This window comes from Bacteroidetes bacterium GWF2_43_63, assembly GCA_001769275.1.
Lineage (GTDB): Bacteria > Bacteroidota > Bacteroidia > Bacteroidales > DTU049 > GWF2-43-63.
Genome location: MEOQ01000022.1, coordinates 145457 through 168291 on the forward strand (window position 1 = coordinate 145457; position 22835 = coordinate 168291).

The 22835-nt window shown below is 44.1% G+C and carries 21 protein-coding genes; 14 read left to right on the plus strand and 7 right to left on the minus strand.

Going from position 1 to position 22835, the window contains the following annotated elements:
* Nucleotides 1-3: 3 nt before the first annotated feature.
* From A2W93_11565 to A2W93_11575, 3 genes are read left to right on the plus strand one after another with little or no spacing between them, the layout of a single operon-like run.
* The gene (locus A2W93_11565) at nt 4-906 is read left to right on the plus strand and encodes a hypothetical protein (protein ID OFY54907.1); all 903 of its coding nucleotides are present in this window, start codon (nt 4-6) and stop codon (nt 904-906) included.
* Nucleotides 890-1102 carry a hypothetical protein gene (locus A2W93_11570; protein OFY54908.1) on the plus strand — a complete coding sequence of 71 codons (213 nt, stop codon included), beginning with the start codon at nt 890-892 and terminating at the stop codon, nt 1100-1102. Before A2W93_11565 ends, A2W93_11570 begins: the two co-directional genes overlap by 17 nt.
* Nucleotides 1102-1407, plus strand: a complete 306-nt coding sequence (locus A2W93_11575) for a hypothetical protein (GenBank protein OFY54909.1) — start codon at nt 1102-1104, stop codon at nt 1405-1407. Before A2W93_11570 ends, A2W93_11575 begins: the two co-directional genes overlap by 1 nt.
* A 158-nt stretch (nt 1408-1565) precedes the next feature.
* Here the strand turns inward: A2W93_11575 and A2W93_11580 are convergent, their stop codons facing one another.
* Nucleotides 1566-2918, minus strand: coding sequence for a hypothetical protein (locus A2W93_11580; GenBank protein ID OFY54910.1), 1353 nt, complete (start codon nt 2916-2918; stop codon nt 1566-1568).
* A 138-nt stretch (nt 2919-3056) separates the two neighbouring features.
* Here A2W93_11580 and A2W93_11585 point away from each other — a divergent pair, with 138 nt between their 5' ends.
* Genes A2W93_11585 through A2W93_11615 form a run of 7 tightly spaced genes read left to right on the plus strand, consistent with a single transcriptional unit; the run spans nt 3057 to nt 9163 of the window.
* The gene (locus A2W93_11585; protein ID OFY54911.1) at nt 3057-4409 is read left to right on the plus strand and encodes an NADH:ubiquinone reductase (Na(+)-transporting) subunit A; all 1353 of its coding nucleotides are present in this window, start codon (nt 3057-3059) and stop codon (nt 4407-4409) included.
* Between the two features lie 11 nt (nt 4410-4420).
* Entirely contained in the window at nt 4421-5599 is a 1179-nt protein-coding gene (locus A2W93_11590) for an NADH:ubiquinone reductase (Na(+)-transporting) subunit B (protein ID OFY54912.1), read from the plus strand.
* 8 nt (nt 5600-5607) lie between these two features.
* Nucleotides 5608-6354, plus strand: a complete 747-nt coding sequence (locus A2W93_11595; protein OFY54913.1) for an NADH:ubiquinone reductase (Na(+)-transporting) subunit C — start codon at nt 5608-5610, stop codon at nt 6352-6354.
* Nucleotides 6347-7003: an NADH:ubiquinone reductase (Na(+)-transporting) subunit D gene (locus tag A2W93_11600; GenBank protein ID OFY54914.1), complete on the plus strand. Its 657-nt coding sequence runs from the start codon at nt 6347-6349 to the stop codon at nt 7001-7003. Before A2W93_11595 ends, A2W93_11600 begins: the two co-directional genes overlap by 8 nt.
* Before the next feature lie 12 nt (nt 7004-7015).
* The gene (locus A2W93_11605; protein ID OFY54915.1) at nt 7016-7633 is read left to right on the plus strand and encodes an NADH:ubiquinone reductase (Na(+)-transporting) subunit E; all 618 of its coding nucleotides are present in this window, start codon (nt 7016-7018) and stop codon (nt 7631-7633) included.
* Nucleotides 7634-7648: 15 nt separating this feature from the next.
* Entirely contained in the window at nt 7649-8911 is a 1263-nt protein-coding gene (locus A2W93_11610; GenBank protein ID OFY54916.1) for an NADH:ubiquinone reductase (Na(+)-transporting) subunit F, read from the plus strand.
* A 33-nt stretch (nt 8912-8944) separates the two neighbouring features.
* A complete protein-coding gene (locus A2W93_11615; GenBank protein ID OFY54917.1) occupies nt 8945-9163 on the plus strand; it encodes a hypothetical protein in 219 nt (72 codons plus the stop codon).
* Nucleotides 9164-9986: 823 nt separating this feature from the next.
* On the opposite strand, the gene A2W93_11620 is transcribed toward A2W93_11615, so the two are convergent.
* The 6 genes from A2W93_11620 to A2W93_11645 form a co-directional block, all read right to left on the minus strand.
* Nucleotides 9987-10259, minus strand: coding sequence for a hypothetical protein (locus A2W93_11620; GenBank protein OFY54918.1), 273 nt, complete (start codon nt 10257-10259; stop codon nt 9987-9989).
* 567 nt (nt 10260-10826) lie between these two features.
* Complete coding sequence (locus A2W93_11625; GenBank protein ID OFY54919.1) at nt 10827-11129, minus strand: hypothetical protein; 303 nt, start codon at nt 11127-11129, stop codon at nt 10827-10829.
* Between the two features lie 8 nt (nt 11130-11137).
* Nucleotides 11138-13246, minus strand: a complete 2109-nt coding sequence (locus A2W93_11630) for a hypothetical protein (protein OFY54920.1) — start codon at nt 13244-13246, stop codon at nt 11138-11140.
* Nucleotides 13247-13254: 8 nt separating this feature from the next.
* Nucleotides 13255-16152, minus strand: a complete 2898-nt coding sequence (locus tag A2W93_11635) for a hypothetical protein (GenBank protein ID OFY54921.1) — start codon at nt 16150-16152, stop codon at nt 13255-13257.
* 352 nt (nt 16153-16504) lie between these two features.
* Nucleotides 16505-18085, minus strand: a complete 1581-nt coding sequence (locus A2W93_11640; GenBank protein OFY54922.1) for a hypothetical protein — start codon at nt 18083-18085, stop codon at nt 16505-16507.
* A gap of 438 nt (nt 18086-18523) precedes the next feature.
* Nucleotides 18524-19492: a tRNA dihydrouridine synthase DusB gene (locus A2W93_11645; GenBank protein ID OFY54923.1), complete on the minus strand. Its 969-nt coding sequence runs from the start codon at nt 19490-19492 to the stop codon at nt 18524-18526.
* 682 nt (nt 19493-20174) lie between these two features.
* Between A2W93_11645 and A2W93_11650 the strand changes: the two genes are divergently transcribed.
* Genes A2W93_11650 through A2W93_11665 form a run of 4 tightly spaced genes read left to right on the plus strand, consistent with a single transcriptional unit; the run spans nt 20175 to nt 22568 of the window.
* The gene (locus A2W93_11650) at nt 20175-21107 is read left to right on the plus strand and encodes a hypothetical protein (protein ID OFY54924.1); all 933 of its coding nucleotides are present in this window, start codon (nt 20175-20177) and stop codon (nt 21105-21107) included.
* Nucleotides 21085-21546 (plus strand): histidine kinase, encoded by a 462-nt coding sequence (locus tag A2W93_11655; protein OFY54925.1) that lies wholly within the window; start codon nt 21085-21087, stop codon nt 21544-21546. The genes A2W93_11650 and A2W93_11655 overlap by 23 nt, the downstream gene beginning before the upstream one ends.
* The gene (locus A2W93_11660) at nt 21543-22094 is read left to right on the plus strand and encodes a hypothetical protein (GenBank protein ID OFY54926.1); all 552 of its coding nucleotides are present in this window, start codon (nt 21543-21545) and stop codon (nt 22092-22094) included. The genes A2W93_11655 and A2W93_11660 overlap by 4 nt, the downstream gene beginning before the upstream one ends.
* Nucleotides 22095-22139: 45 nt before the next feature.
* Nucleotides 22140-22568 (plus strand): 6-carboxytetrahydropterin synthase QueD, encoded by a 429-nt coding sequence (locus tag A2W93_11665; protein ID OFY54956.1) that lies wholly within the window; start codon nt 22140-22142, stop codon nt 22566-22568.
* The last annotated feature ends 267 nt before the right edge of the window (nt 22569-22835 follow it).

The following is a 22835-nucleotide window of genomic DNA, read 5'->3' on the forward strand; positions in this document are numbered from 1 at the left end:
ATTATGGAAAAGAAAATAAAATCGGTTAAAGCGACACGCCGGCAGCAATATCTTGATCGTTTCGATTCAGCGGAACTCAAGGAAATGGTATTTGTAACGGAGGAACAGCATTTTGACGAACAAGGGCGCCTGCTTAGTATTTCGAAGTACTCCCGGCCCGATGAACTGGAAGAGAAAATCGTGAAATCGTATGACGGGAATACTGTCATCACTGAATATTATATTGACGAAAATGAGCTGAGCGAAAAATCGGTTGCTGAGATCAACGAAAATGGCCGCATTGTAAGAGAAACCATGTATTATGCCGACAGCACCGAATCGGTCAGCGAGTTTGAATATGACGGTGAGCGTCCGCTGAAAAAAACAACCATGGACATTGACGAATACGAGCGTGAGCTGAGCGGCGAGCACACATGGACGTATGATGGCGCCGGGAATCTGCTCAGAGAAGAAGAAAATGAGTACGGAGAGCTCTCATTTTACAGGGAAATGAAATACGATGACAAGAACCGGATGGTAGCGCAGACCACTTTTCATGCGGCCGACGGGAAATCATCGCACGATGAAATGGAGTGGGAAGGCGAGGAAGTTTCTCATGTAATAAAAACAGATATTTACGGAAACAAAACTGAGAGTTTTTATAAATACAACGCACAAGGCGACGCTGCGCATATTCAATTCAAATCAAAGGCTTTCAATTCGGAAACCGTTATGGAATACGACGCAGACAACAATGCCATTCACGAAAAAGAAACCGACGACAAAGACGAAGTTTTGTATGAAGTTTTCAGGCAGTTCCATCCTGAAACAAAAAAGTTGGTGCGTGTGGAGACCTACATCAACCGCCAGGGACAAGGCACCGACGTACATTATATGCTGGAATACGAATATGAGTTTTTTGAATAAACGCATTCACCGGCTTCACTGGCGTGGATTTGTAATCCGTGACAGTGAACACCTCACTCGGATTCCAAATTCGCGCGAGGTGATTTCCGCTGTCTCCTTCGATACACCGCAAGCAGTTACCTTGCAAAGAGCTACAAGAGCGGCACTGCTAATGACACACTTGCTTAAAATTCTGAAAATCAACAAAAAAGGCTAATGAAGTTCCCGGTCTCCGAGCCGGGATCTCATCCTATACTACAGACTTTTTTTGTTGATTTTCGCTGTCGACTCTTCGACGGAGTTTATCCTGCTGTCGACTCTTCGACTCCGCTCAGAGTGACAGTAGCAGGGCTCAGCATAACAGCAGCAGGGCTCAGGATGACGGTCGCAGAGCTCAATGTGACAGGGTCGCAGAATCATTTTAAAACCAACACATTAGCAAATCAGCTCAAGATAAAAGACAAAACTACAAAGACAAAAGTACAAAGCGCAGTCCTGAGCCTGTCGAAGGGACAAAAGTGAATAAAACAGTATTTCAAATTGCCGAATTTTCAAATTACCACACTTTCAACCGAACGATGAAATCGTGAGCTCATGAACACCTTTGAAATAAATATTAATGAGTGAATAAATTTTTAAATCAGCATATCCACACATTATCACATCAGCACATCATCACATCATTTCCCCGAATTCACCGTCTGCAAGCCGATCAAACGATCGAATACTTCGCCGGGCTCGCGGTAATAGACATAAATGGTGTAATCATTGTCGGCTTCCGAATGTCGCCCCTCGATGTATGACGCATCAGCTGCGGCTTCGCCGTCTTTCAGATAAACATACTGATAGTTGTAATACCCTTGTTTCAGCAGCAATGAATCGGCATATCCTTTCAGATTGTAATCGTAATTAAGCTTGTATTTTTCGTTGAATCCCCACTGGGTGAAAGCGCCCTGCAGAAACACCGATCCTTCGGTGAGCGGGGCATCGTAGCTAAGCAGAAAATGGACCCACACATATTCCGATTCCAGGTCGCTGTCCTTGCCATCATCATTTTTTATGAGTAAGCGGCCGTTGATGTCTTCATCGGACATGTAGCGTTCAAAAGGCCTGCGGTAATCGGTTTTCAGATTCACATGAAAAAGATTTTCTTTCCGCTGAATACTGGCAACTCTGTCGGTGTTGTAGGCAATGCTTTTAATATCGAAATGTCTGAATTCGTTGTTGGCATCGAAAACATTTTCGCTCTCGAAATTATATTCAAGTTCATCGCCTTTCACAAGTTTTGGCTTCAAATCGGTAATCAGATTATCAGTCCTTCCGTTTTGCTGCAGAATCACAGTCAGATTGCGGTATGGATCAATAATTTCAACACCGCTTTTATTGATTACAAAATCTACTTCGTGCTGATAATTTCGAAGCTCGATGTTTGTTGCCATTTTTATATCTGAAGTAATACCAACAATATTTTCGGCAACTAAAAAACGCTTTGTCATCACCGTTTTCTTTTCTCCATTGTCATTGTAATAGACCTGCAGCAGATAGTTTCCGCTTTTCTTTGGCTTCATATTTTCGGTTGGAAAATTCACCGAATAATGAACATAATTGACGAGAGTGTTTACAGAAAACTGAAAAGAAGTGATTGGGTCCTCAGAAAACCCGTCGATATAATCCATTTGCGGAAGATCGACCGGACTCCACAAAGCATCGCAGAGGATAAATGAAAAGAAATAATCTTTTTTGTCATTCGCCAGTTCATCAAAGGATAGGGTAAGCTGGTTCTGTTTATTCAGCCAGATTACCGGAGGTCCAAAAACCCATTCCGAGGAGTGGAGCTGTACAGAATGAATGGTTTCGGAATACACTTCGTCAGAATATTTCATCCGCGAAGGCTCGTAATATTCCACCGCATCCGGATATGTCACTACAGCATTTGTGCTGTCGGCGATATTTATTTCTGACACCGCAGGCTTCGAAGTGTGGCAGGAAGCGAGCCCCAGACCGGCTATGATATATATCAGTGTTTTTCTCATTTCATTCCGATTGCTTCGCAAATATAGGAAATATCAGGCAAAGAAAGTGTAAAGCACATATAAAGATGCAGTCAGGCGCTTTTAAAGTGTATCGTTGCAACTGATTAATTTCTAAATTTGCGGAAATTCCAGACCTATATGCGAAAGGTTTACAAAATCCGCAAAGGGCTTGACATAAAACTGAAGGGAGATGTGAATCCGGACGACATTCGGACTCATGCTGCCGAGCTTTATGCCGTTGAGCCCAGCCGGTTCAGGCTGATGAATCCCCGCCTGCTGGTGCAGGAAGGTGACATCGTTGAATGTGGCACTCCGGTAATTCAAAACAAACTTGACGAAAGAATTATTCTCACTTCGCCGGTGTCAGGCATAGTAAAAAGAGTTGTACGGGGCGATAAGCGAAAGCTGTTGGCTGTTGAAATCGAACCAGACAAAAGCGAAAGGAAAGTTCATTTTGGCGAAGCAAATCCGGCAATGTGTGAGCGGGAGACCATTGTTTCGAAACTATTGAAATCTGGCTTATGGCCTTTGCTTCGGCAGCGGCCCTATGCAATCATAGCAAACCCGGACGATACTCCGCGCGACATTTTTATATCAGCATTCGATTCTGCGCCGCTGGCTGTTTCTGATCATGCATTCATTAAGAAAAACGCAGCTGCATTTCAAACCGGTATCGATGTCCTGAAAAAACTTACTGCAGGAAGGGTACATATAGGACTGCATGCAGAAAAGACGGACGAGCTGGTGTATGCTGCATTTAAAAATACCGAGCTGCATGTTTTCAGCGGACCGCATCCGGCGGGCAATGTGGGAGTTCAGATTCATCAGATTGCGCCCATCAACAAAGGCGAAACGGTTTGGTATCTCTATCCGCAGGATGTTGTTGCCATTGGCAAACTATTTATTTCCGGTTATCGCGAAATCACACGATTTGTGACAGTGGCGGGCAGTGAAGTAAAAAACACCTACATGGCAGAAATGCCCGCTGAGTCTTCGCTGGAGTGGTTGCTTGCAGGAAACATAAAAGAAGGCGATGTGCGTGTTATCAGCGGCAATGTGCTTTCTGGAACCAATGTCGGCAAGCAGGGTTTTCTTGGTTTTTATGAATCAATGATTACTGTAATTCCCGAAGGCAATTATTTCGATTTCTTTGGTTGGGCCGCGCCGGGTTTCAACAAGCACAGTGCCTCGCGAACTTTTCCTGCTTTTCTTACTCCGAAGCGTAAGTTTCGTCTCGACACCAATTTCCATGGGTCTGAACGTGCTTTTGTACTGAGTGATCAGTATGACAAAGTTTTTCCCTTTGATATTTTGCCGGTTTATTTGCTCAAAGCTATTCTGGCTGGTGATATTGAAAAAATGGAAAAACTCGGAATTTACGAAGTGGCCGAAGAAGATTTTGCGCTATGCGAATATGTCTGCACTTCGAAAATTGAATCGCAACAAATCGTTCGCGACGGAATTGACCTGATGATTAAGGAAATGAGTTAATATATAGTTCTATGAAGAAAGGACTCAGAAAAATTTTAGACAGAATCAAACCATCGTTTCAAAAGGGGAAGAAACTTCATTTTCTTCACTCCACATTCGATGCGTTTGAATCTTTCATGTTTGTGCCTGACAAGGTAACGAACAAAGGCTCGCATATCCGCGACGCCATTGATCTTAAGCGAACGATGACTGTCGTAATCATTGCACTTGTGCCTGCGCTGCTGTTCGGAATGTTCAATGTCGGCGTGCAGCATTTTCTGCTGATGAACGAGTACAAAGGCCTGTCGTGGCAGGAAGTAATTTCTGCAGCCGGCATCTGGCCTATGTTCTGGTATGGCTTCCTGAAAGTTTTACCCATCATTATTGTTTCGTATGTGGTAGGACTTGGGATTGAATTTGTTTTTGCGCAGGTGAAAGGGCACGAAGTCAATGAAGGATTTCTGGTCACCGGAATGTTGATCCCGTTGATTGTGCCACCTACAACACCGCTCTGGATGCTGGCTGTAGCTGTTGCTTTTGCAGTGGTTTTCGGCAAAGAAGTTTTCGGTGGTACTGGCATGAACATCATGAATCCGGCATTACTCGCCCGCGCATTTTTGTTTTTTGCCTACCCGTCGCATATGTCGGGCGATGCTCCGTGGAGTGTTGCCGCAGATGCGATGAGCGGCCCGACTCCTTTGGCACATGCTGCCGCTGCCAATGTAGAGCAGATGCCTTCACTGACAGATATGTTCATTGGTTTTATTCCGGGTTCCATAGGTGAGACATCGGTTGCAATGATATTGCTGGGGGCATTGATTTTGATTTTCACAGGAATCGGTAGTCTGCGCATAATGCTGAGTGTTGTTATTGGTGGCGTTCTGATGTCACTGCTCATGAATGCATGGGGCGCCAATCCTTACATGGAGATGACGCCGCTTTGGCATTTGATGGTTGGCGGATTTGCGTTCGGAACCGTTTTTATGGCAACCGATCCCGTCACCGCAGCGCAGACTCAATGGGGAAAAATCATTTACGGCTTGCTTATCGGAATGTTCACTATACTGCTTCGGGTGCTCAATCCGGCGTATCCTGAAGGCATGATGCTGGCTATTCTGATGATGAATGTATTCGCGCCGCTTATCGATTATTACGTTGTGGAATTCAATATCCGTCGTCGTTTGCGAAGGGTAAAACAGGAAAAAATATAGGAGGCCATATGTTTAGCAACAGATACATATTTATTTATTCCACCATCATGGTTGTGGTGGTTGCTGTTTTGCTGGCACTGGCCGCAACACTGCTTCAGCCCTATCAGGAGAAAAACATCCGGATTGAAAGAATGCGCTATATTCTCACTGCAATCAATATTGAGAACACTACGGCCAATGCTGAGGAGCTGTATTCAAAATACATTTCTGAAGAGCTTGTCATTAGTGCAGATGGGGAAATTACAGGCCGCTACAAAGACGGAAAGCTGGAGCAGGGCAGCCGCAGAGCGTTTGATATTGATCTTCGAACGGAAATGAAAAAGCTGAAAGATGGTGGAACAATTGAATTGCCGCTGTTTATTGCAGTTGCAGGAAATGACACACTGACTATTTTGCCCCTTCAGGGGAAAGGGCTCTGGGGGCCGATTTGGGGATATATCAGTTTGAAGAGCGATTTGAATACCATAGCCGGTTCTGTTTTCGACCACAAGGGAGAGACGCCCGGACTTGGCGCTGAGATTGCCTTACCTGAGTTTCAGCAACAGTTTTTTGGAAAGAAAATCTTTGACGAAACCGGAAATTTTGTGAGCGTGAAAGTTCTGAAAGGAGGCGTAAAAAACAGCAAGACACCGGAAGTACACGGAGTCGATGCTATTTCCGGCGGCACCATTACCAGCGACGGAACTTCGAACATGATTGAAAGCAGCCTTCATTTGTATATTCCTTTCATTAAAAAGAATATAAGTCATGAGTAACGAAAATACAACGCGAGAATCTGCATTCTCTGCAAAAAATCTACGTTTGCTTACAGCGCCGCTAAGCAAAGACAATCCGATCACTGTGCAGGTGCTTGGAATTTGTTCCGCGCTGGCGGTTACAGTGAAACTAAAACCTGCTATAGTGATGGCTTTGGCAGTAACAATTGTAATTGCTCTGGCAAATCTGATCACGTCGTTGCTGCGTAAAACCATTCCGCCTCGCATTCGAATTATTGTACAATTGGTCATTATTTCATTGCTTGTAATTTTGGTCGATCAGGTACTGAAAGCTTTTGTGTATGATGTAAGTAAGCAGCTTTCAGTTTTTGTCGGGCTCATCATTACCAATTGCATTGTGATGGGACGTCTGGAAGCCTTTGCCATGGCCAATCGCCCGTGGCAGTCGTTTATTGATGGGATTGGCAACGGTCTTGGTTATGGGATAATTCTGATCGTTGTTTCGTTTTTCCGCGAGTTGCTTGGCTCCGGAACAATCTATGGCTATCAGATAATTCCTGATGGTTTCTATGCGATTGGATATGAAGATAATGGCCTGATGATTCTGCCACCAATGGCGCTTATACTTGTTGGCGCTATCATCTGGGTTCATCGCAGCAGCAATAAAGACTTGATTGATAAAAGTTAAAACTGAAAAGCTATGCAGGATTTAATTAATATATTCGTCAAGAGCATTTTCATCGACAACATGGTGTTTGCCTATTTCTTAGGCATGTGCTCTTACCTGGCCGTTTCAAAAACAGTCAAAACATCGCTGGGACTTGGTGTTGCAGTGATTTTTGTTCTTTTGATAACAGTCCCCCTCAATTTTCTTCTGGAGACCTATTTTCTAAAGAAGGGTGCTATGGAGTGGATCAGTGCATCGTTTGCTGATCTCGATTTAAGCTTTTTAAGTTTCATTATGTTCATCGCTGTGATAGCCGGGATGGTGCAACTGGTTGAAATGATTGTTGAGAAATTCAGCCCTTCATTATACAATGCGTTGGGAATATTTCTTCCGCTTATCGCAGTGAATTGTGCCATTCTTGGAGCATCACTTTTTATGCAGGAACGCGAACTCGAATCGGTGGGCGAATCTGTGGCCTTCGGCCTTGGTTCAGGCATTGGCTGGTTACTGGCCATTGTTGCCATTGCTGCTATCCGCGAAAAACTGACCTACTCAAATGTCCCGGCTCCACTTCGTGGACTTGGAATCACTTTTATTATTACCGGGCTTATGGGCATTGCGTTTATGAGCTTTTTCGGAATATCCATTTAATTCAAAACAGGCGTTATGGTTCTGATAGAAATTTCGACGGGAACAATCATTGCAGCAGGTGTTGTTGTTTTTTTACTTATTATATTATTACTGGTGGGCATGCTGCTGTATGCGCGAAAAAAACTGATGCCACAAGGGAAAGTAACATTGACAATCAACGATGACCAGAAGATTGAAGTAATGCCCGGATCAAGTGTTTTATCAACAATGAGTTCCAATGGTATATTTCTTCCATCAGCATGTGGTGGTGGCGGCACCTGTGGTATGTGCAAATGTCAGATTCCAGAAGGTGGTGGTTCGATTTTGCCAACAGAAACCGGTTTTTTTACACGAAAACAAATCAAGGAAAATTGGCGTCTGGGTTGTCAGGTGAAAGTGCGCAATGATATGGATATTCAGATTGCACCTGAGATATTTGGTGTAAAAAAATGGGAATGCGAGGTTGTTTCCAATAGAAATGTTGCCACTTTTATAAAAGAATTTGTTTTAAAAATTCCGCACGACGAACGTTTTATTTTCCGCAGTGGCGGCTATGTTCAGGTATATGTGCCAGGTGGCATCGAAGTTCCGTTTAAAGATTTTAACATCGAAGAAGAATACCGTGACGAATGGGATAAGTTTAAGATGTGGGATTTAATAATGAAGAATCCGGAACAGATGTATAAAGCTTATTCTGTGGCCAATCACCCGGCATTAGACAATATTATCATGCTCAATGTGCGTATAGCAACCCCGCCCTGGGACAAGAAAACAAACAGTTTCAAAAAGGTGAATCCGGGTATTTGTTCCAGTTATGTCTTTTCTTTAAAACCTGGCGATAAGGTTATTGTGAGCGGTCCTTACGGCGAATTCCATATCAAGGACACCAAAAAGGAAATGATGTTCATTGGTGGCGGAGCCGGAATGGCACCTATGCGGTCGCATATTTTTGATCAGTTCGAAACACATACAACTGATCGTAAAGCTACATTCTGGTACGGTGGCCGTTCGTTGCGCGAGTTGTTTTATGTGGAGGATTTTAAACGAATTGAAAGTCAGCACCCGAATTTTAAATTCAACATAGCGCTTTCAGAGCCAAAACCCGAAGACAATTGGACCGGCTATACCGGCTTTATTCACAAGGTAATTCTCGATAATTATTTGAGTAAACATCCGGAACCGGAGGAAATAGAATATTATTTGTGCGGACCGCCGCAGATGAACGATGCTGTGCAGGCGATGCTTGATAGTTTGGGTGTGCCGCAGGAGAATATTGCATTTGATGACTTCGGTGGGTGAGCCCGCGATGAGTTTTCACGCGGAGAACGCAAAGTGATTTCGCGCAGAGGTCGCAGAGACGCTGAGAAATTGCTTGCAGAGGGCGCAAAGACGCAGAGAATAGTTTCACACATAGTTGCACGGCGATTGCTCGCAGAGGTCGCAAAGGCGCAAAGATATTATGCAATAGTTTCTCGCGGAGAACGCAGAGACGCTAAGAGATGTCACGCAGAGAACGCTGAGACGCAGAGAGATTTCACGCTAAGAACGTAAAGACGCAGAGTGATTTCACGCTGAGAACGCAGATACGCAGAGAGATATCGCGTAGAGAACGCTGAGACGCTGAGAAATTGCTCGCAGAGTGCGCAGAGACGCAGTGAAATTCTTTCGTCCGCGAATGAACGCAAATGACCGCGAATATTTTTGCTTCCCTCAGCAGGTCTTATTAACGCTAATTAGAATCAATTTTCATCTGCGATGAACATTGATTCAGTTGTGTCACGCAGAGTTCACAAAGCCGCTGAGAAATTTTTTCATCCGCGAATTACGCTTTTTATATTCGCCTTCTGATATTGTTTTTTTGGTGCTCATGAGCTCGTGCCTTCCAGGCACTTCGGTTCGCGAAGGATTTGTTGCCGGCAACATTGCATATGGACGCTAATTCGAATCCGCCTTCACCTGTGGTGAAGACTGATTCTGTGTGTCGCTCGAATGGATACAAAGATTCCTCTGGATCCGACTCTTCCATGACCTCCATTTCATTTCGGACTATGGAAGGTCGCTAGCAAACTCAGTTCGGATTAGTAGTAAAAGTGAAAATGGGGCTGTCTCAAAATTAAAAATTGTTACGATATTCCATCGTCCGCCGACTGGCGGATATGGAATCGTCGTAACAGCGTCAAAAACAACGATTCCATATCCTTCCGCTCCTGCGTCGCTATCGGACGATGGAATATTGTTTTTGACTAAGCTTGCGCTTTGAGACCGCCTCAGCCAATGATTTCAAAAGACTAAACCGAACTGAGTAAAAGCGAGCTGACAGCTGCAACTTGCACCTTTATGGACTTTATAACTTTCTACTTTCCACTTCATAAACTTAGTGTTTCTTTCTGCTACAAACATTCCCTATAAAAACTTTCGCATCGTAGATGCATTCTGCAGAGCGGATGATCAGGCAGTAGATGCCTGGTTTAAAGTTTCTGGTTGGAACTGAAACACTGGCCGTATTTTTCTCTTCCGTTAATACAGCCCGGTTGAAAACCAGTTTCCCTTTTTTGTCCTTGATCGACAGTAAATACACATTGTCACATTTTCCTGCAAAAGAAATAGATGCAGTACTAAAACCATTATTGAATAAAAAGTTTTTCATGGCGGTCAAATTAAGTTAATAAGAAATTAATTCTGAAGTATAAAAACTCCCCCCGAAAATCGGAGCGGCTGTTCGGGATTGTTGCCCTACTTTGCCGCTCCGTAAATTTTGTAAACTATGAACGATTAAGAACTCCCCTCTACATTTCCTTGAATATATTTTGATGATTTCCTGTTGCACTGAAGAATGACTAATTTAATTCAAACTGACCCGAAAAAAAAGTGAAATATCAGGCGGGTTTTGTAAAACTAAAAACCCGAAAACATTTTCAGGAAAATATTCTGATTGAAAAGTTGCTATTTGTGCATTATAGCTGCCTGGTGGGAATAGTTCAGATATGTTAATATGTTTAATTAGTCGATTAATAGGTTTTCTATATTGTAATAGTGATGAACAATTTAAGAATTCAATTTAAGGAATTTTGAGCTTTTGCAGAGAAATTTCACAATCCAAAACTGTCAAAACCTCGGCTGGATTCTACTTATGTTAATATTTCCGGGAAAAATAATTTTGTCGATAGGCCTTTCGAAATGCAGGCCAACACTTGCTTTTAGAGAATAATAAAATCTACATAACGTAATCACAAGCAACGCGCTGGTCGCGAACAGTGGCAAGATACCTTTTCACTTCTTCGTGGGCGGCATGGGTTTCGTAAATGCGCAGTGAATGCTCGGAGTCGAATGTGCAATACAGCGCAAGATCCCAGTAAATCTCGTTTTGCGTGATGTTCTCCCCGCACTCTATCGACAAAAGTCCCGGGATTTTTCCCTCCATAGCAAGCAAACGATTTTTTGCTTCCACCATATTTTCAGCCTTGCTTTTTCCAGCTGCCGTTTCATGAAATTTCCAAAGGACAATGTGTTTGATCATGGGTGAAATTATTTATCCTGAAACCTCCTGTCACCACTTTTCACCGCCATGTAATAATCTTTATTGAGCGGATAACCGAGCTTTCCGGCTGCATCGAGGTCGGCAATGGCGTGAGCGAAATCGTTCTGATTGTAATAGGCCACCGATCGGTTCACCAACGCAACCGCATCGCCGGGTTTGAGCTGCAGCGCTTTGCTGTACGTTTCCACAGCCTTGGAGTATTGTCTCAGATTGGCGTAGGCCATGCCCTGCCAAACCATCACTTCCTGATAGTCGGACTTGAGTTCAATGGCTTTTCCGAAGTGTGTGATGGCCTCTTCGTTTTTTCCGGTATTGTAAAAACACAATCCTTTCCAGTACCACGCTTCTGCATTTTTTGAATTTAGCTTCAAAGCAATATCGAGATCGGTCATGGCTTTATCGTACTGCTGCAGATGATGATATGCGGTTCCCCGCCAAACATAGGCCTGTGCAGAGTCGGGATACATTTTCAGATATGCATCGTAATCGGGAATGGCCTCTTTGTATTTCTGAAGCGTACTCAATGTATTGGCACGGCCAAGCAAAGCGTCGTTGTAATCTGGTTTGAGTTCCAATGCCTTATTGAAATCACTCAAAGCTTCTTCGTAGCGGTTGATATTGAACAAAAGAATTCCGCGGTGTGACCATGGCAGAACATAGCTGGCATCGAGCTGCAGCGCCATGGTGTAATCGTGATAAGCCTTGTCGGTGTAGATTTTCTTTTTAGCTGGATTGTCCTTGTATTTTTTCGAAGCATAAATATCCCAATACAATCCGCCACGGTTGTCCCATGCATACGGATTGCGCGGAAACTGTTCCAGCACATTCGAAAACAAGGCATCGCCGCTTTTCCACACGGGTACGCGACTGAATGATGCGACTGAAAATTTAATTCCAATCAAAATAATAAATACCTGGAAAAGCTTTTTTTTATGGGCACTGCGGCCAAGCCAGAATGCCAATGGAATTGCAAGTCCGATATAGGGAACATAGGTGTAGCGTTCGGCAAGAACAGCGCCACCAACGGGTTTTAGCTGTAGCACCAGGGCCAGGTTGATGATAAAAAAAGCAAGCCCGAAAATCAGTTCGCGATTCTTTCGCCCAAGCCAAACAATCAGTCCGATAATTCCAAGTGTTATAAAGGGTGCTATGCTGTAAATCGATGGCAGCACGCCATTGTCCTTGATTGGATAAGGATAATAACCGGACAGATTTATGGGTACAAAGAATTTATAAAGATAGGTCAGCAATGAGTGATTGACAATTTGCAGTCGCTCCGTAAGCGTGAGCAATGGAGCCAGATCCTGCATGGCCTCGGTCTGACTTTTCAGTGCGATAATTCCAAACAAAAGCGACAAGGCCAGCATCGGAATTTTTTCGGCAATAAGCATCAGATTCAGCTTTCGGCGCTCATACCAATCAATGGCAAACAATGCAACCGGAAATACTACCGCTGCCGATTTAGACATAAGCGACAGCATGAAAAACAGAATAAGAAGCAGATAAGGTTTCCATTTATTTGTGGTTGCTTCTTTGTAGTCATTGTATTTCAGCAACGCCAACAGAAAAAAGAAAGTGTAGAGCACATCTTTGCGTTCCGAAATCCAGGCAACACTTTCCACATGCATCGGATGAACTGCAAAAATCATGGCGACGAAAAACGGCACCCAGTCTGATTGAGAGCGAAATATTCGTTTTACAACCAGAAATACCAGCATGGTATTCAGCAAATGGAACAACAAATTTATTGCATGATACCAGGCAGGATTTTCGCCGGCTATGGCCCAGTCAACTGCATACGACAATGTGGTAATCGGATGATAGTTGCTCATGTAATAAATTTCGCTGAAAATATTCTGAATGCTTTCGAAGCTCAGTGATTTAATATGTACGTTTCCGGACACATAGCCTGCATCATCCCAATTGTAAATGAACTCTGTGTTGAATGACATCGAATAGACAAACAACGTCATCAATGCCAGAACGAGGTAGGGGAGCCATTTTCTGTTGGTTGATTGAATGACTGTTTTTTTCGCAGCCGGATTTTGAACGGCTTTTTTCTGATGCTTCAACTGAGTTTGTTTTTTACCGCTCATGGCTGCTGTTAAGGTTTGTCAATGGCCTGATAAAAAAGTGAATGAATTCGTGTGCGGATATTTTGCTCAACAATTTTTTTGTTCTCCGCATCCGGATAAGTTCTGTTTGAAAGAAAAACATACACAAGACCGTTGCGGGGATCGGCCCAGATAAAGGTGCCTGTGAACCCGCTGTGGCCGAAGCTTTCGGGTGATGCTTCATCGCAGACATTTCCGTTCGGCGTTCCCGACGGTTTGTCGAAGCCAAGTCCACGCCTGTTTTTGTCGAAATAGGTCGAAGTGAATTTTTGAACGGTCGATGCTTCAAAATATTTCGTGCCTGCGTATTGTCCATTGTCGATCAGCATTTGAAGTATCACTGCTGCATCCCAGGAGTTGCCGAAAAGTCCTGCATGTCCCGAAACACCGCCCAGCATGGCTGCTGCCTGATCATGCACGTAGCCGTGAACTTTTACATCTCTGAATGAAGTGTCTTCTTCTGTAGGCGGGATGCGACTTTTAGGAAACCTTGACAATGGATTATAGGTCATCCATGAAAGTCCGAGTGGCTGATAAAAATTCTCATCCACATATTTATTCAGAGAGTCAGCGCTTAAGTATTCCACCATTTCTTTGAGCAGCATAAAGCCGAGATCGCTGTATTTATAGGTATGTGTAGAATTTATTTTTGAATTCAGAATAGTATTCAGCATGGAGTCTTTGTAATCGCAGCGCATGAAAAGCGAGTCACTGACACGAATTCCGAAAAGTGAATCTGGCTTTGTCCGGTAATAATTGGTGTCGGGTTTCCCGTTCTTAATGGTGGCTGCATACAGTGGAAGCCATGCTGGGAGCCCCGATGAGTGTGTGAGCAGTCGGTCGATCCGCAGATGGCCGGCTGGTGTATTTTTCGCGGCAGGCAAGTGTTCCTGCAATTCATCATCCAGTCTGAAACGATTTTCTTCGTAGAGTTTCATCACAGAAATGGTCGTGGCTAAAACCTTTGTGACCGAGGCCAGATCGAAGAGATCAGTTCTTTTTACCGGAGTCTTTTTGGAATAATCATGATATCCGAAAGCTTTGTTGTAAAATACTTTTCCGTTTACTGCAGCGAGTACCTGACATCCCGGAAAAACCTGATCTGCGATGGCTTTTTGGATTATTACATCGACAGAATCAAACAATGAATCCTCTAAACCCAGCTCTGATGGCTGCATTTCGACTAAGCGGCCGTCGCTGGTTTCTGTAATTATGCCGCTTCCTTCCGGATATTTTTCGGAAATTGAAACTGGCAATTGTCCTCTGAAATTCTGAATTCCGAACAGACTTCGGGCACATGCAATTTCAGCCAGCGTATCCCGCTCATAGGTCACAATCAGCGCTGCAGGCTCGAATTCATAGGTCCAGCTGTGGTATGCATATGGATTTCCAAACAGACAAAGAATTGTTTTAGTTTGTTTGCAAATGTTTTCGACAGCCGGCATCACGAGTCCGTTGAAACCATAATTGTTTTTGTTCCAGTATGCCATGTTCTGCACAGCGGCTATTACCAGATCGTAGTTTTTTATTTTATCGGTAACCGCTTTAACGTCGCGGTTAGTCGCATATTCCGGAATAAAAAACACATCGGCACTTATATGGCGCATCAACTCTTCATGAAAAATACTTTCGGCTTCGGCACGAAATGAAACAACGGCAATTCTTTTTTTGATATCTTGGAGCGGAAAATCAATGCCCCGGCTGAAAACGAGCGTAGCATTGCTGTTGAATATCTCTCTTTTCAATTCATACCATTCCGGTTGGTTGATATCACTGGTCACATTTCCTTCCGAAACTGGATTATAGGTTTTAAGATTTTCATTGAATTTTGTGACAAGAATTTTTCGCACGCTTTCGTCAATTCTGAAGGAGTCGATCCGTCCGCTGTCAACCGCGACAACAATGGAATCAATGGCGGTTTTAATTTGTTCGGGCATAAGCAAAACATCGTTGCCGGCAAGCAAAGCTTTCACTTCAATCTGACCGGGTTTGTTGTGTTTCATCACACCCTGCATGCCAAGCGCATCGGTGATTACCACTCCATTATAATTCATTTCATTTTTCAGAAGTCCTGTCACCACCGATGAATTCAGCGTTGTAGGAATATTGCTGGTAGTATCGAGCGCAGGAACAAACACATGAGCCACCATAATTCCCCAGATTCCGGCATCGATCATGGCCGCAAATGGTAACAGATGTACCGAATCTATCACGTCAATATTATCAGTGACATCGGGCAGTGTTTTATGCGAATCCTGCGATGTATTGCCGTGTCCGGGAAAATGTTTGGCTACGGCCATCACGCCCTGCGACTGCATTCCACGACAAAAAACCGCAGCGTAAAACGCAACTTTATGCTGATTTTCGCCGAATGAGCGGTAGTTGATTACCGGATTCAATGGATTATTATTTACATCAACTACAGGCGCAAAATTAATGTGGATGCCGAGTCGCTTGCATTGCATTCCTACGGCCTGACCATAGCGGTAAATGAGTGTTGTGTCGTTTGTGGCTGCCAGAGCCATAAGCCGGGGTAGTGGCATAATACTGTCGAGGCGCATGGCAGGGCCCCATTCTGCATCCATAGCCACAAGCATTGGAATCTTTGCCTTCTTTTGCCAGCGGTTCATTAGCTTCACTTCCTTTTGTGGAGCGCCCTGAAAGAATACAATGGCTCCCGGCTGGTAAGCAGAAATTGTATCATCAATCGAAGCTGCATATTTTTCATCCTGATTGGAATAAACGGCAATCATCATCAGCTGCCCGATTTTTTCTCTCAGCGTCATGGTTCGGATCAGAGAATCCGCCCATTGTTCAGCGTTTTTATTCTGAGCCGAAGAAAAAAGACTGAAGAAAAATATGATGAAAGTGAACCCAAAAATGCGCATAGTGGAAAGGTGAAAAGTTTATATTACAAAGTAAGCATGATTTTGCGAAATTTACAAGAATAATTTTTACTTCAAAACCATATAAATTTGAAGAATGAGGATGTCTCAAAATAGCTGGTTGTTACGACATTCCACCGTTCCGGCTGTTAAAAAATCCCTCGAAGGGTTCAAAACCCTTCGAGGGATGCAACTTAGCCGGAACATGGAACCGTCGAAACAACAGCAAAAACAACGGTTCCATGTCCTTCAGCTCCTGCGTCGCTTCCGGACGGTGGAATGTTGTTTTTGTTGCTGAAGACTATTTGAGACAGACTCATGCTTCTGCATCAAATACTTTTTCAGCTTGAGTACCTTAATTATGCCTGATCACAACCGCTTTGCGGAAGTTAATCTTGTCGTTACTGATACGTAAGATGTAGAGCCCGTTTCCGATGTTTTCAGTGTTTAATAATGTGGATTCATTGCAGCGGGTCGATGCTATTACGCGGCCATCGGTTGCAATCCATTCAACACTGTATTCACCGATCGGAAGACCTTCGACGTAAAGCACATCAGATGCCGGATTCGGATAGACGTTCACGTTCAGTTGATTGTCTTCGATCGCCGATGCATACAACACCTCAACTGTTGAAGTGGTAGTATCAACACAGGATCCGTGATGTGCAATCAGCTGAACAATGTAGGTCCCGGTTGATGAAAAAGTGTGGGAAGGATTTGCAGTAGTTGCAGTACCGCCATCGCCGAAATCCCATGCCCAGCTGGTTGCAGCCGGAATCGATTCATCAGTGAAATTTACAAGAGGAGAAACAGTGAGGTAAACTGTATCGGATGACTGACTGAAATCCGAGTAGAAAGAAGCGCAGGTATCAAGCACAAATGTACTTCCGTAATGTTTAAAAATTCCATCACTGCCATAGTTATTGAATGCGCCGGACCAGCCGGATTTGTGATCAGCAAAGGCAACAGCCAGGTGCTGTGTGGTATCCATACTTGCGAAGTTTGTCCAGTTCAAGCCGTCGTCGGTAGAATAGGAAATTCCCATAAAAGGAGTCGTTGCATCGGCGCCAACACTAACCCAGGTTGAAGTCGTACCCGGCACATAGCAATAGTCGTTGTAATACCAGTTGCCAAAAAAACTAATAAGGTTCCACGTTGTTCCGCCGTCATGTGTGATGTAAGCGGAATAAGGTGATTCATTCATGCGAATGATACCGTCGTTGAGCGAGCGAAATTTAATGGCGAATTGCTTACCGGTGGCTATTGGCACTGTGAGCAATGTCCAGGTATGTCCATAATCATCTGATTTGTAAATGTGAGATTTATTCGTGCTGAACCAGATTGTGCTCCCAACCACGGAATAGTAGCCGGTAACACCGTATTCGCCTGCCACGGGAGCTGGGATATTGACGGACGGAACACGAGTCCAGTTTGTACCGCCATTAACGGTGGTGTAGAGTTCGAAATATCCATCGTTGGGATCGCCCATGCAAAAGCCGGTATCGACATTCCAGAAATGAGCAACATTCGGGAATCCGTTGGGGGCAGTAAAAGTTGCTGTTGTCTGAGGATTCCATGTGGTGCCGCCATCCGATGTGCGAAGAATCACTCCACCGCCGGAAGTCGCATTGTAAGCGGGAATCCATGCATTGTTGTTATCAACGGCGCTAATCATACTTATGCCGTATGCAGAATAACCAGCAATCACGTACGGAGTCCACGTTGTGCCACCATTGGTGGTTTTTGTGAATTCCTGGATATTGTTGGCGGTGTTTGCACCGTCGTAGGCCGTTGCCCAAACCGTATTGCTGTCAACAACACTGATGTATTTGATGCCGCGTGCCGCTGTTGCAAATGCGGTGCTTTGCATGGTCCATTGTGCCATTGTGGCAAAGCTGATAAATGATAAAACAATAAGCGTAAAAATCTTTTTCATAAGCATAGGTTTTATGCAAATATAATAAATTCAATTTTGAGTTTTCAAATTGCAGAAAGACATTTTTAGAAAACATTATTTTGTAGCTATAATTAGAAAAATGACGTTAAAATCGCTGTCATCCTGAGTGTCGCTCATGTAGCGATTCTTCATAGGTTAGGCGTAGTCTTTATAAATATATTTGCCGGGTTGAGTCTCCAGACTCAACCCAACAGATTATCTATTTTAGACTACGCCCAGCCTATGATGTACAGGGAAAACCAACAAAAAAAGTCTGTAGTATAGGGTGAGTTCCCCCGATGGTACCGTCGGGGGAGCTTCATTAGACTTTTTTGTTGATTTTCAATTATTTGAGCACTTGAGCCATTAGCAGTTTCGCTCCCACAGCGCTTTTACAGCAAGTTGCCTGCGATGTATCTCCGTCAGCATTGTAGCGATTTAGTTGGAATAATGCTCCGATATTTTTAAAAAAATGCCGGCGACTTCATCTACACTTAAAGCAGCCATGAGTTCGGCTTTGAATGGCTTGAACCCAACCATACCTTTGAAATACTGCGAATATTGTTTTCGCATTTCCACAACAGCCCTGCGTTCTCCTTTCAGCAAAATCGATTCGGCTAAATGCCGACGGCAGGTACTTATTTTATACCCAATTGTGATTTCAGGAATGTCTTTATTCTGTAATGCAGCCCTGATCTGTCCAAAAATCCATGGATTGCCAATGGCTGCGCGGCCTATCATGATGCCGTCGGCATGGGTCATTTCGAGCGCGGCCATGGCTTTTTCCGGACTACTGATATCGCCGTTGACGATGATTGGAATTTTCGCTGCAGCTTTCACTTCTGCAATTGGCTGCCAGTCTGCGATTCCACCATATTGTTGTGCGCGGGTGCGGCCGTGAATTGTCAGAACTCTGATGCCCGCATCTTGTAATCGTTGTGCTGCTTCATGCACTACAATGCTCTGTAAGTTCCAGCCAAGGCGGGTTTTGGCTGTAACCGGAATTTTCACAGCTTTCACTGTGGCTGCTGCAATTTCCTGCATAAGCGGAAGATTCTGGAGTAGGGCAGCACCATTGCCTTTCGATACAACTTTTCTAACCGGACAGCCGAAATTTAAATCAATAATGTGGGCGCCGTTTTCTTCGGCAACTTTGGCTGCTTCAGCTACTGATACCGGATTGTTTCCGAAAATCTGTACCCATCGGAGCTCGGCATCGTGAGCGGCATCCATCTTCCTGAGACTTTTTTCCACATTGCGGATAATGGCCTCAGAAGAAATGAATTCGCTGATGCCCGCATCGGCACCTTCCGACAGACAGAGCCTTCTGAAAACAGTATCGGTGATTCCCTCCATGGGAGCCAGTATCAGTGGGGTATCTATGTTTTCGAGGCCGGGGAGATTCATTTTTTTCGTTACAAGCGTTACACCTTACAAGCGTTACACGTTACAGTCGTTACAAAGTTACAGGCGTGACAGAGTTACAAGGTAACAGGGGTGACGCGGTGCAAAGTTACGAAGATATGGGAAATGATTTGAGGTCAAGGTCGTATGAACTCTGAACAAGGAACAAGGAAGTGAGAAAGTTGAAGGATTCTTCACTTCATACTTCAATAAATCCTTGTTCCATGTTCATGATTCAAGGAGGTCGAGTCACGCGTCGGGAGACGCGCGCCCAGGTCAAGGTCAAGAGGTGAAGCCGTTAAAAATGGGATAGGGTCAATTAAAAAAAATAGTTTACTTTAGCGTAGTCTGAAAAGGGGGATAGGGACACTCCCACCGTCTCCTTCGACACATTTTTTTACGTTTCACTTCGAAAAAAACACTCAGAATGACAGTGGGAGAAGCACGGCCGCATTCACATACAATTATGTAAAACTTCGCCTAGAGAAGGAGCCCCTGGAGCGCTCAGCCCAGCACAACCTCTCTGCATCGCAAAGCGAAGCGCCGCGATCTGAGTGCGTTGTGCTCTGTGCTCTGTGCGTGGAGTTTATCCCAACGAAGGCGGGACGTTGTGCTCTGTGCTCTGTGCCTTGCGCCCCTTGCTTAAACACATTTTACTATATTTGTAGTTCAAATAAATCGAATCATGCAGATTCCTTTAAAAGACAAACACCCAATTATTCAGCTCATTTCGTTCATCGGATTGTCGCTGGCAGGCGTGATAGCTGTTATGTTTCTGGGCATGCTGGCCGGTGCTTTAATCTGGGGCCCGTCGTTTACCGATGCGCTGTTAGTACCAGGACAAGGCGGCGAATACATCATGCACATGAAATACATTCAGATTCTGAGCCATCTGGGAATGTTCATTGTGCCGGCTTTTGTGTTTGGCCGGCTTGCAGGTGGAAACACAATAAAATATTTCTCGCTGAACAGAGGCATGAGCATTGGTTTGTTTTTGACATCAGTGATCCTGATTGTTCTTTCGCAACCGTTGATTAATCTGCTGACCGAATGGAACAGCGGTTTTACTCTGCCTGAAAGCATGAGTGCCCTCGAAGCTTGGATGAAAGAAACGGAAGATCAGGCCGCAGCGCTGACCGAATTGTTTATGGCAACAACCTCCTGGTCAGGGCTGGCAGTGAATCTCTTCATGATGGCTGTGATTCCCGCTTTGGGCGAAGAGCTGGTTTTTCGTGGGATTTTGCAGCGACTTATGGTCAAATGGCTGCGTTCGGCATGGGTTGCCATTTTGCTCACAGCCATTATTTTCAGTGCTTTTCACATGCAGTTTTACGGATTTCTGCCCCGCGTGGTGCTCGGAATTATTTTAGGATATTCATTTTTTGCAACAGGCAAACTGTGGGTGCCAATGCTGATTCACTTTGTCAATAACGGAATGGCAGTAGTTGTGTACTGGCTAAATGAAAAAGGAATGATTGAAGTGGATCCGGAAACATTTGGCAGTTTCAATGACAATCCGCTCATTCTTATATTATCTTTACTGCTGTTTTCCGCATCCTTCTATATCTTTGCACTGCTTGCAAAAAAACAATCCAATGAACAAACCGGAACGGTATAACAGAATACATCAGCAGTTGCAGGATCTGCTCGCAAAAAGCCCGAATTCATTTGCAGCTATGGCTACAACATCGGCAGTGTTGTTTCACAAATTTCCGTATTATTCATGGTGCGGCTTTTATTATCTGCAAAACGGCGAACTCGTTGTCGGGCCGTATCAGGGGCCGGTTGCCTGCCAGATACTTGGCAAACATAAGGGCGTTTGCTGGGCTGCCATCGACAGCGGAAAGTCGCAGCTGGTGCAAGATGTTGAAAAATTTCCCGGACACATTGCTTGTGATTCCCGCACCAAAAGCGAGGTTGTGATTCCCCTGCGTAATGCTGAAGGAATTGTTGTTGCAGTGCTCGATGTCGACAGTCATGCACTGAATTCGTTTGACGATGATGACAAGGCCGGTCTTGAAAAAATTGTTCAGTTACTCGAACCACTTCAGTTATGACAACATTTATTCTGGCTATGCTGGCCATTGGATTTTTGCAGATTTCGGTTACATACCGTCATGCACTTTTATTCAACAAAGCGAGCATCGGAAAATTGATTTTGGTTTCGATGGTTCTCACAACATCTAATGGGCTGATGGCTTGGATTGCTCTTCTTTTCTCTAATGCCATCCGCGAAAACATGTTTTTCGACAGTGCCTGGGCTGCTCTGTTCATTTTATTCATGCTAGCATTTAAAGCATATTTCAATACCCGGAAAAGCAAACTTGCTGAAAATGTTTTTGACATTACGCAGTTCAAATTGCTCTTCCTGCTTGGTTTGGCAACTTCGTTCGAAGTATTTATGGCCGTCACTGGTGCCGCTATGATTGAAATACAGCTTCTGTATGCGCTCATTGTTGCAGTGGTTGTTTCGCTTCTGTTTTCGTTGCTTGGATTTCTCGCAGGTCGCCGTCCGGGTCAGCTGACATCAATAAGAATTTTTATACTTTTTGCCTCTGTTTTTTATTTATTGGCAGCGTTGTCAACCATATACTTTTTGTTGTAATTTTGTTGCTTTGTTGCCAGAAAAAATCACAGTATGAAAATCAGAATTTCCAAAGAGTTTTCCTTCGAAATGGCCCATGCGCTTGATGGCTATGATGGCTTGTGCAGGAATATTCACGGGCATTCATATCAGCTCACAGTGACCCTTTCCGGCGAACCAATCTCCGATATTGCATCGCCCAAATATGGAATGGTGATGGATTTCGGCGATCTGAAACATGTTGTGCAGAACGCAATCATCAATCGTTTCGATCATGCTTTTGTTGTACGCATAGGAACTGTTGGGCATTTTGACAATGACAAACTGTTTTCGCGTCTGTTGGAAGTAGATTTTCAACCTACCAGTGAAAATCTGCTTGTTTATATTGCATCGCTCCTGATTCCGGCTTTGCCCGAAGGGGTTTCTCTTTATTCCTTACGTTTACGCGAGACAGGCACATCTTATGCGGAATGGTTTGCTGCCGATAATTCATAGATTATGAAAACCGGCTACTATCTGAGAAAAATACGATTAATGCTGTATGAAAACGTTTCGGGGATTAAACGTCCAGCGATTCGTGGGTCTTTTATTGGTATACTTGCCGCTTCAATGATTGGTTTTTTTCTGGTGATTGCTGAGGTTGGTTTTGATGTTGATTTTGTTTTACGTGAGTGGTACAATGAACGACTCGAATGGATCATCAATTTTTTGATGGTGATGTATTCAATTCAGGTTTTAATGATATTTTTCCCCGGGCAGCCG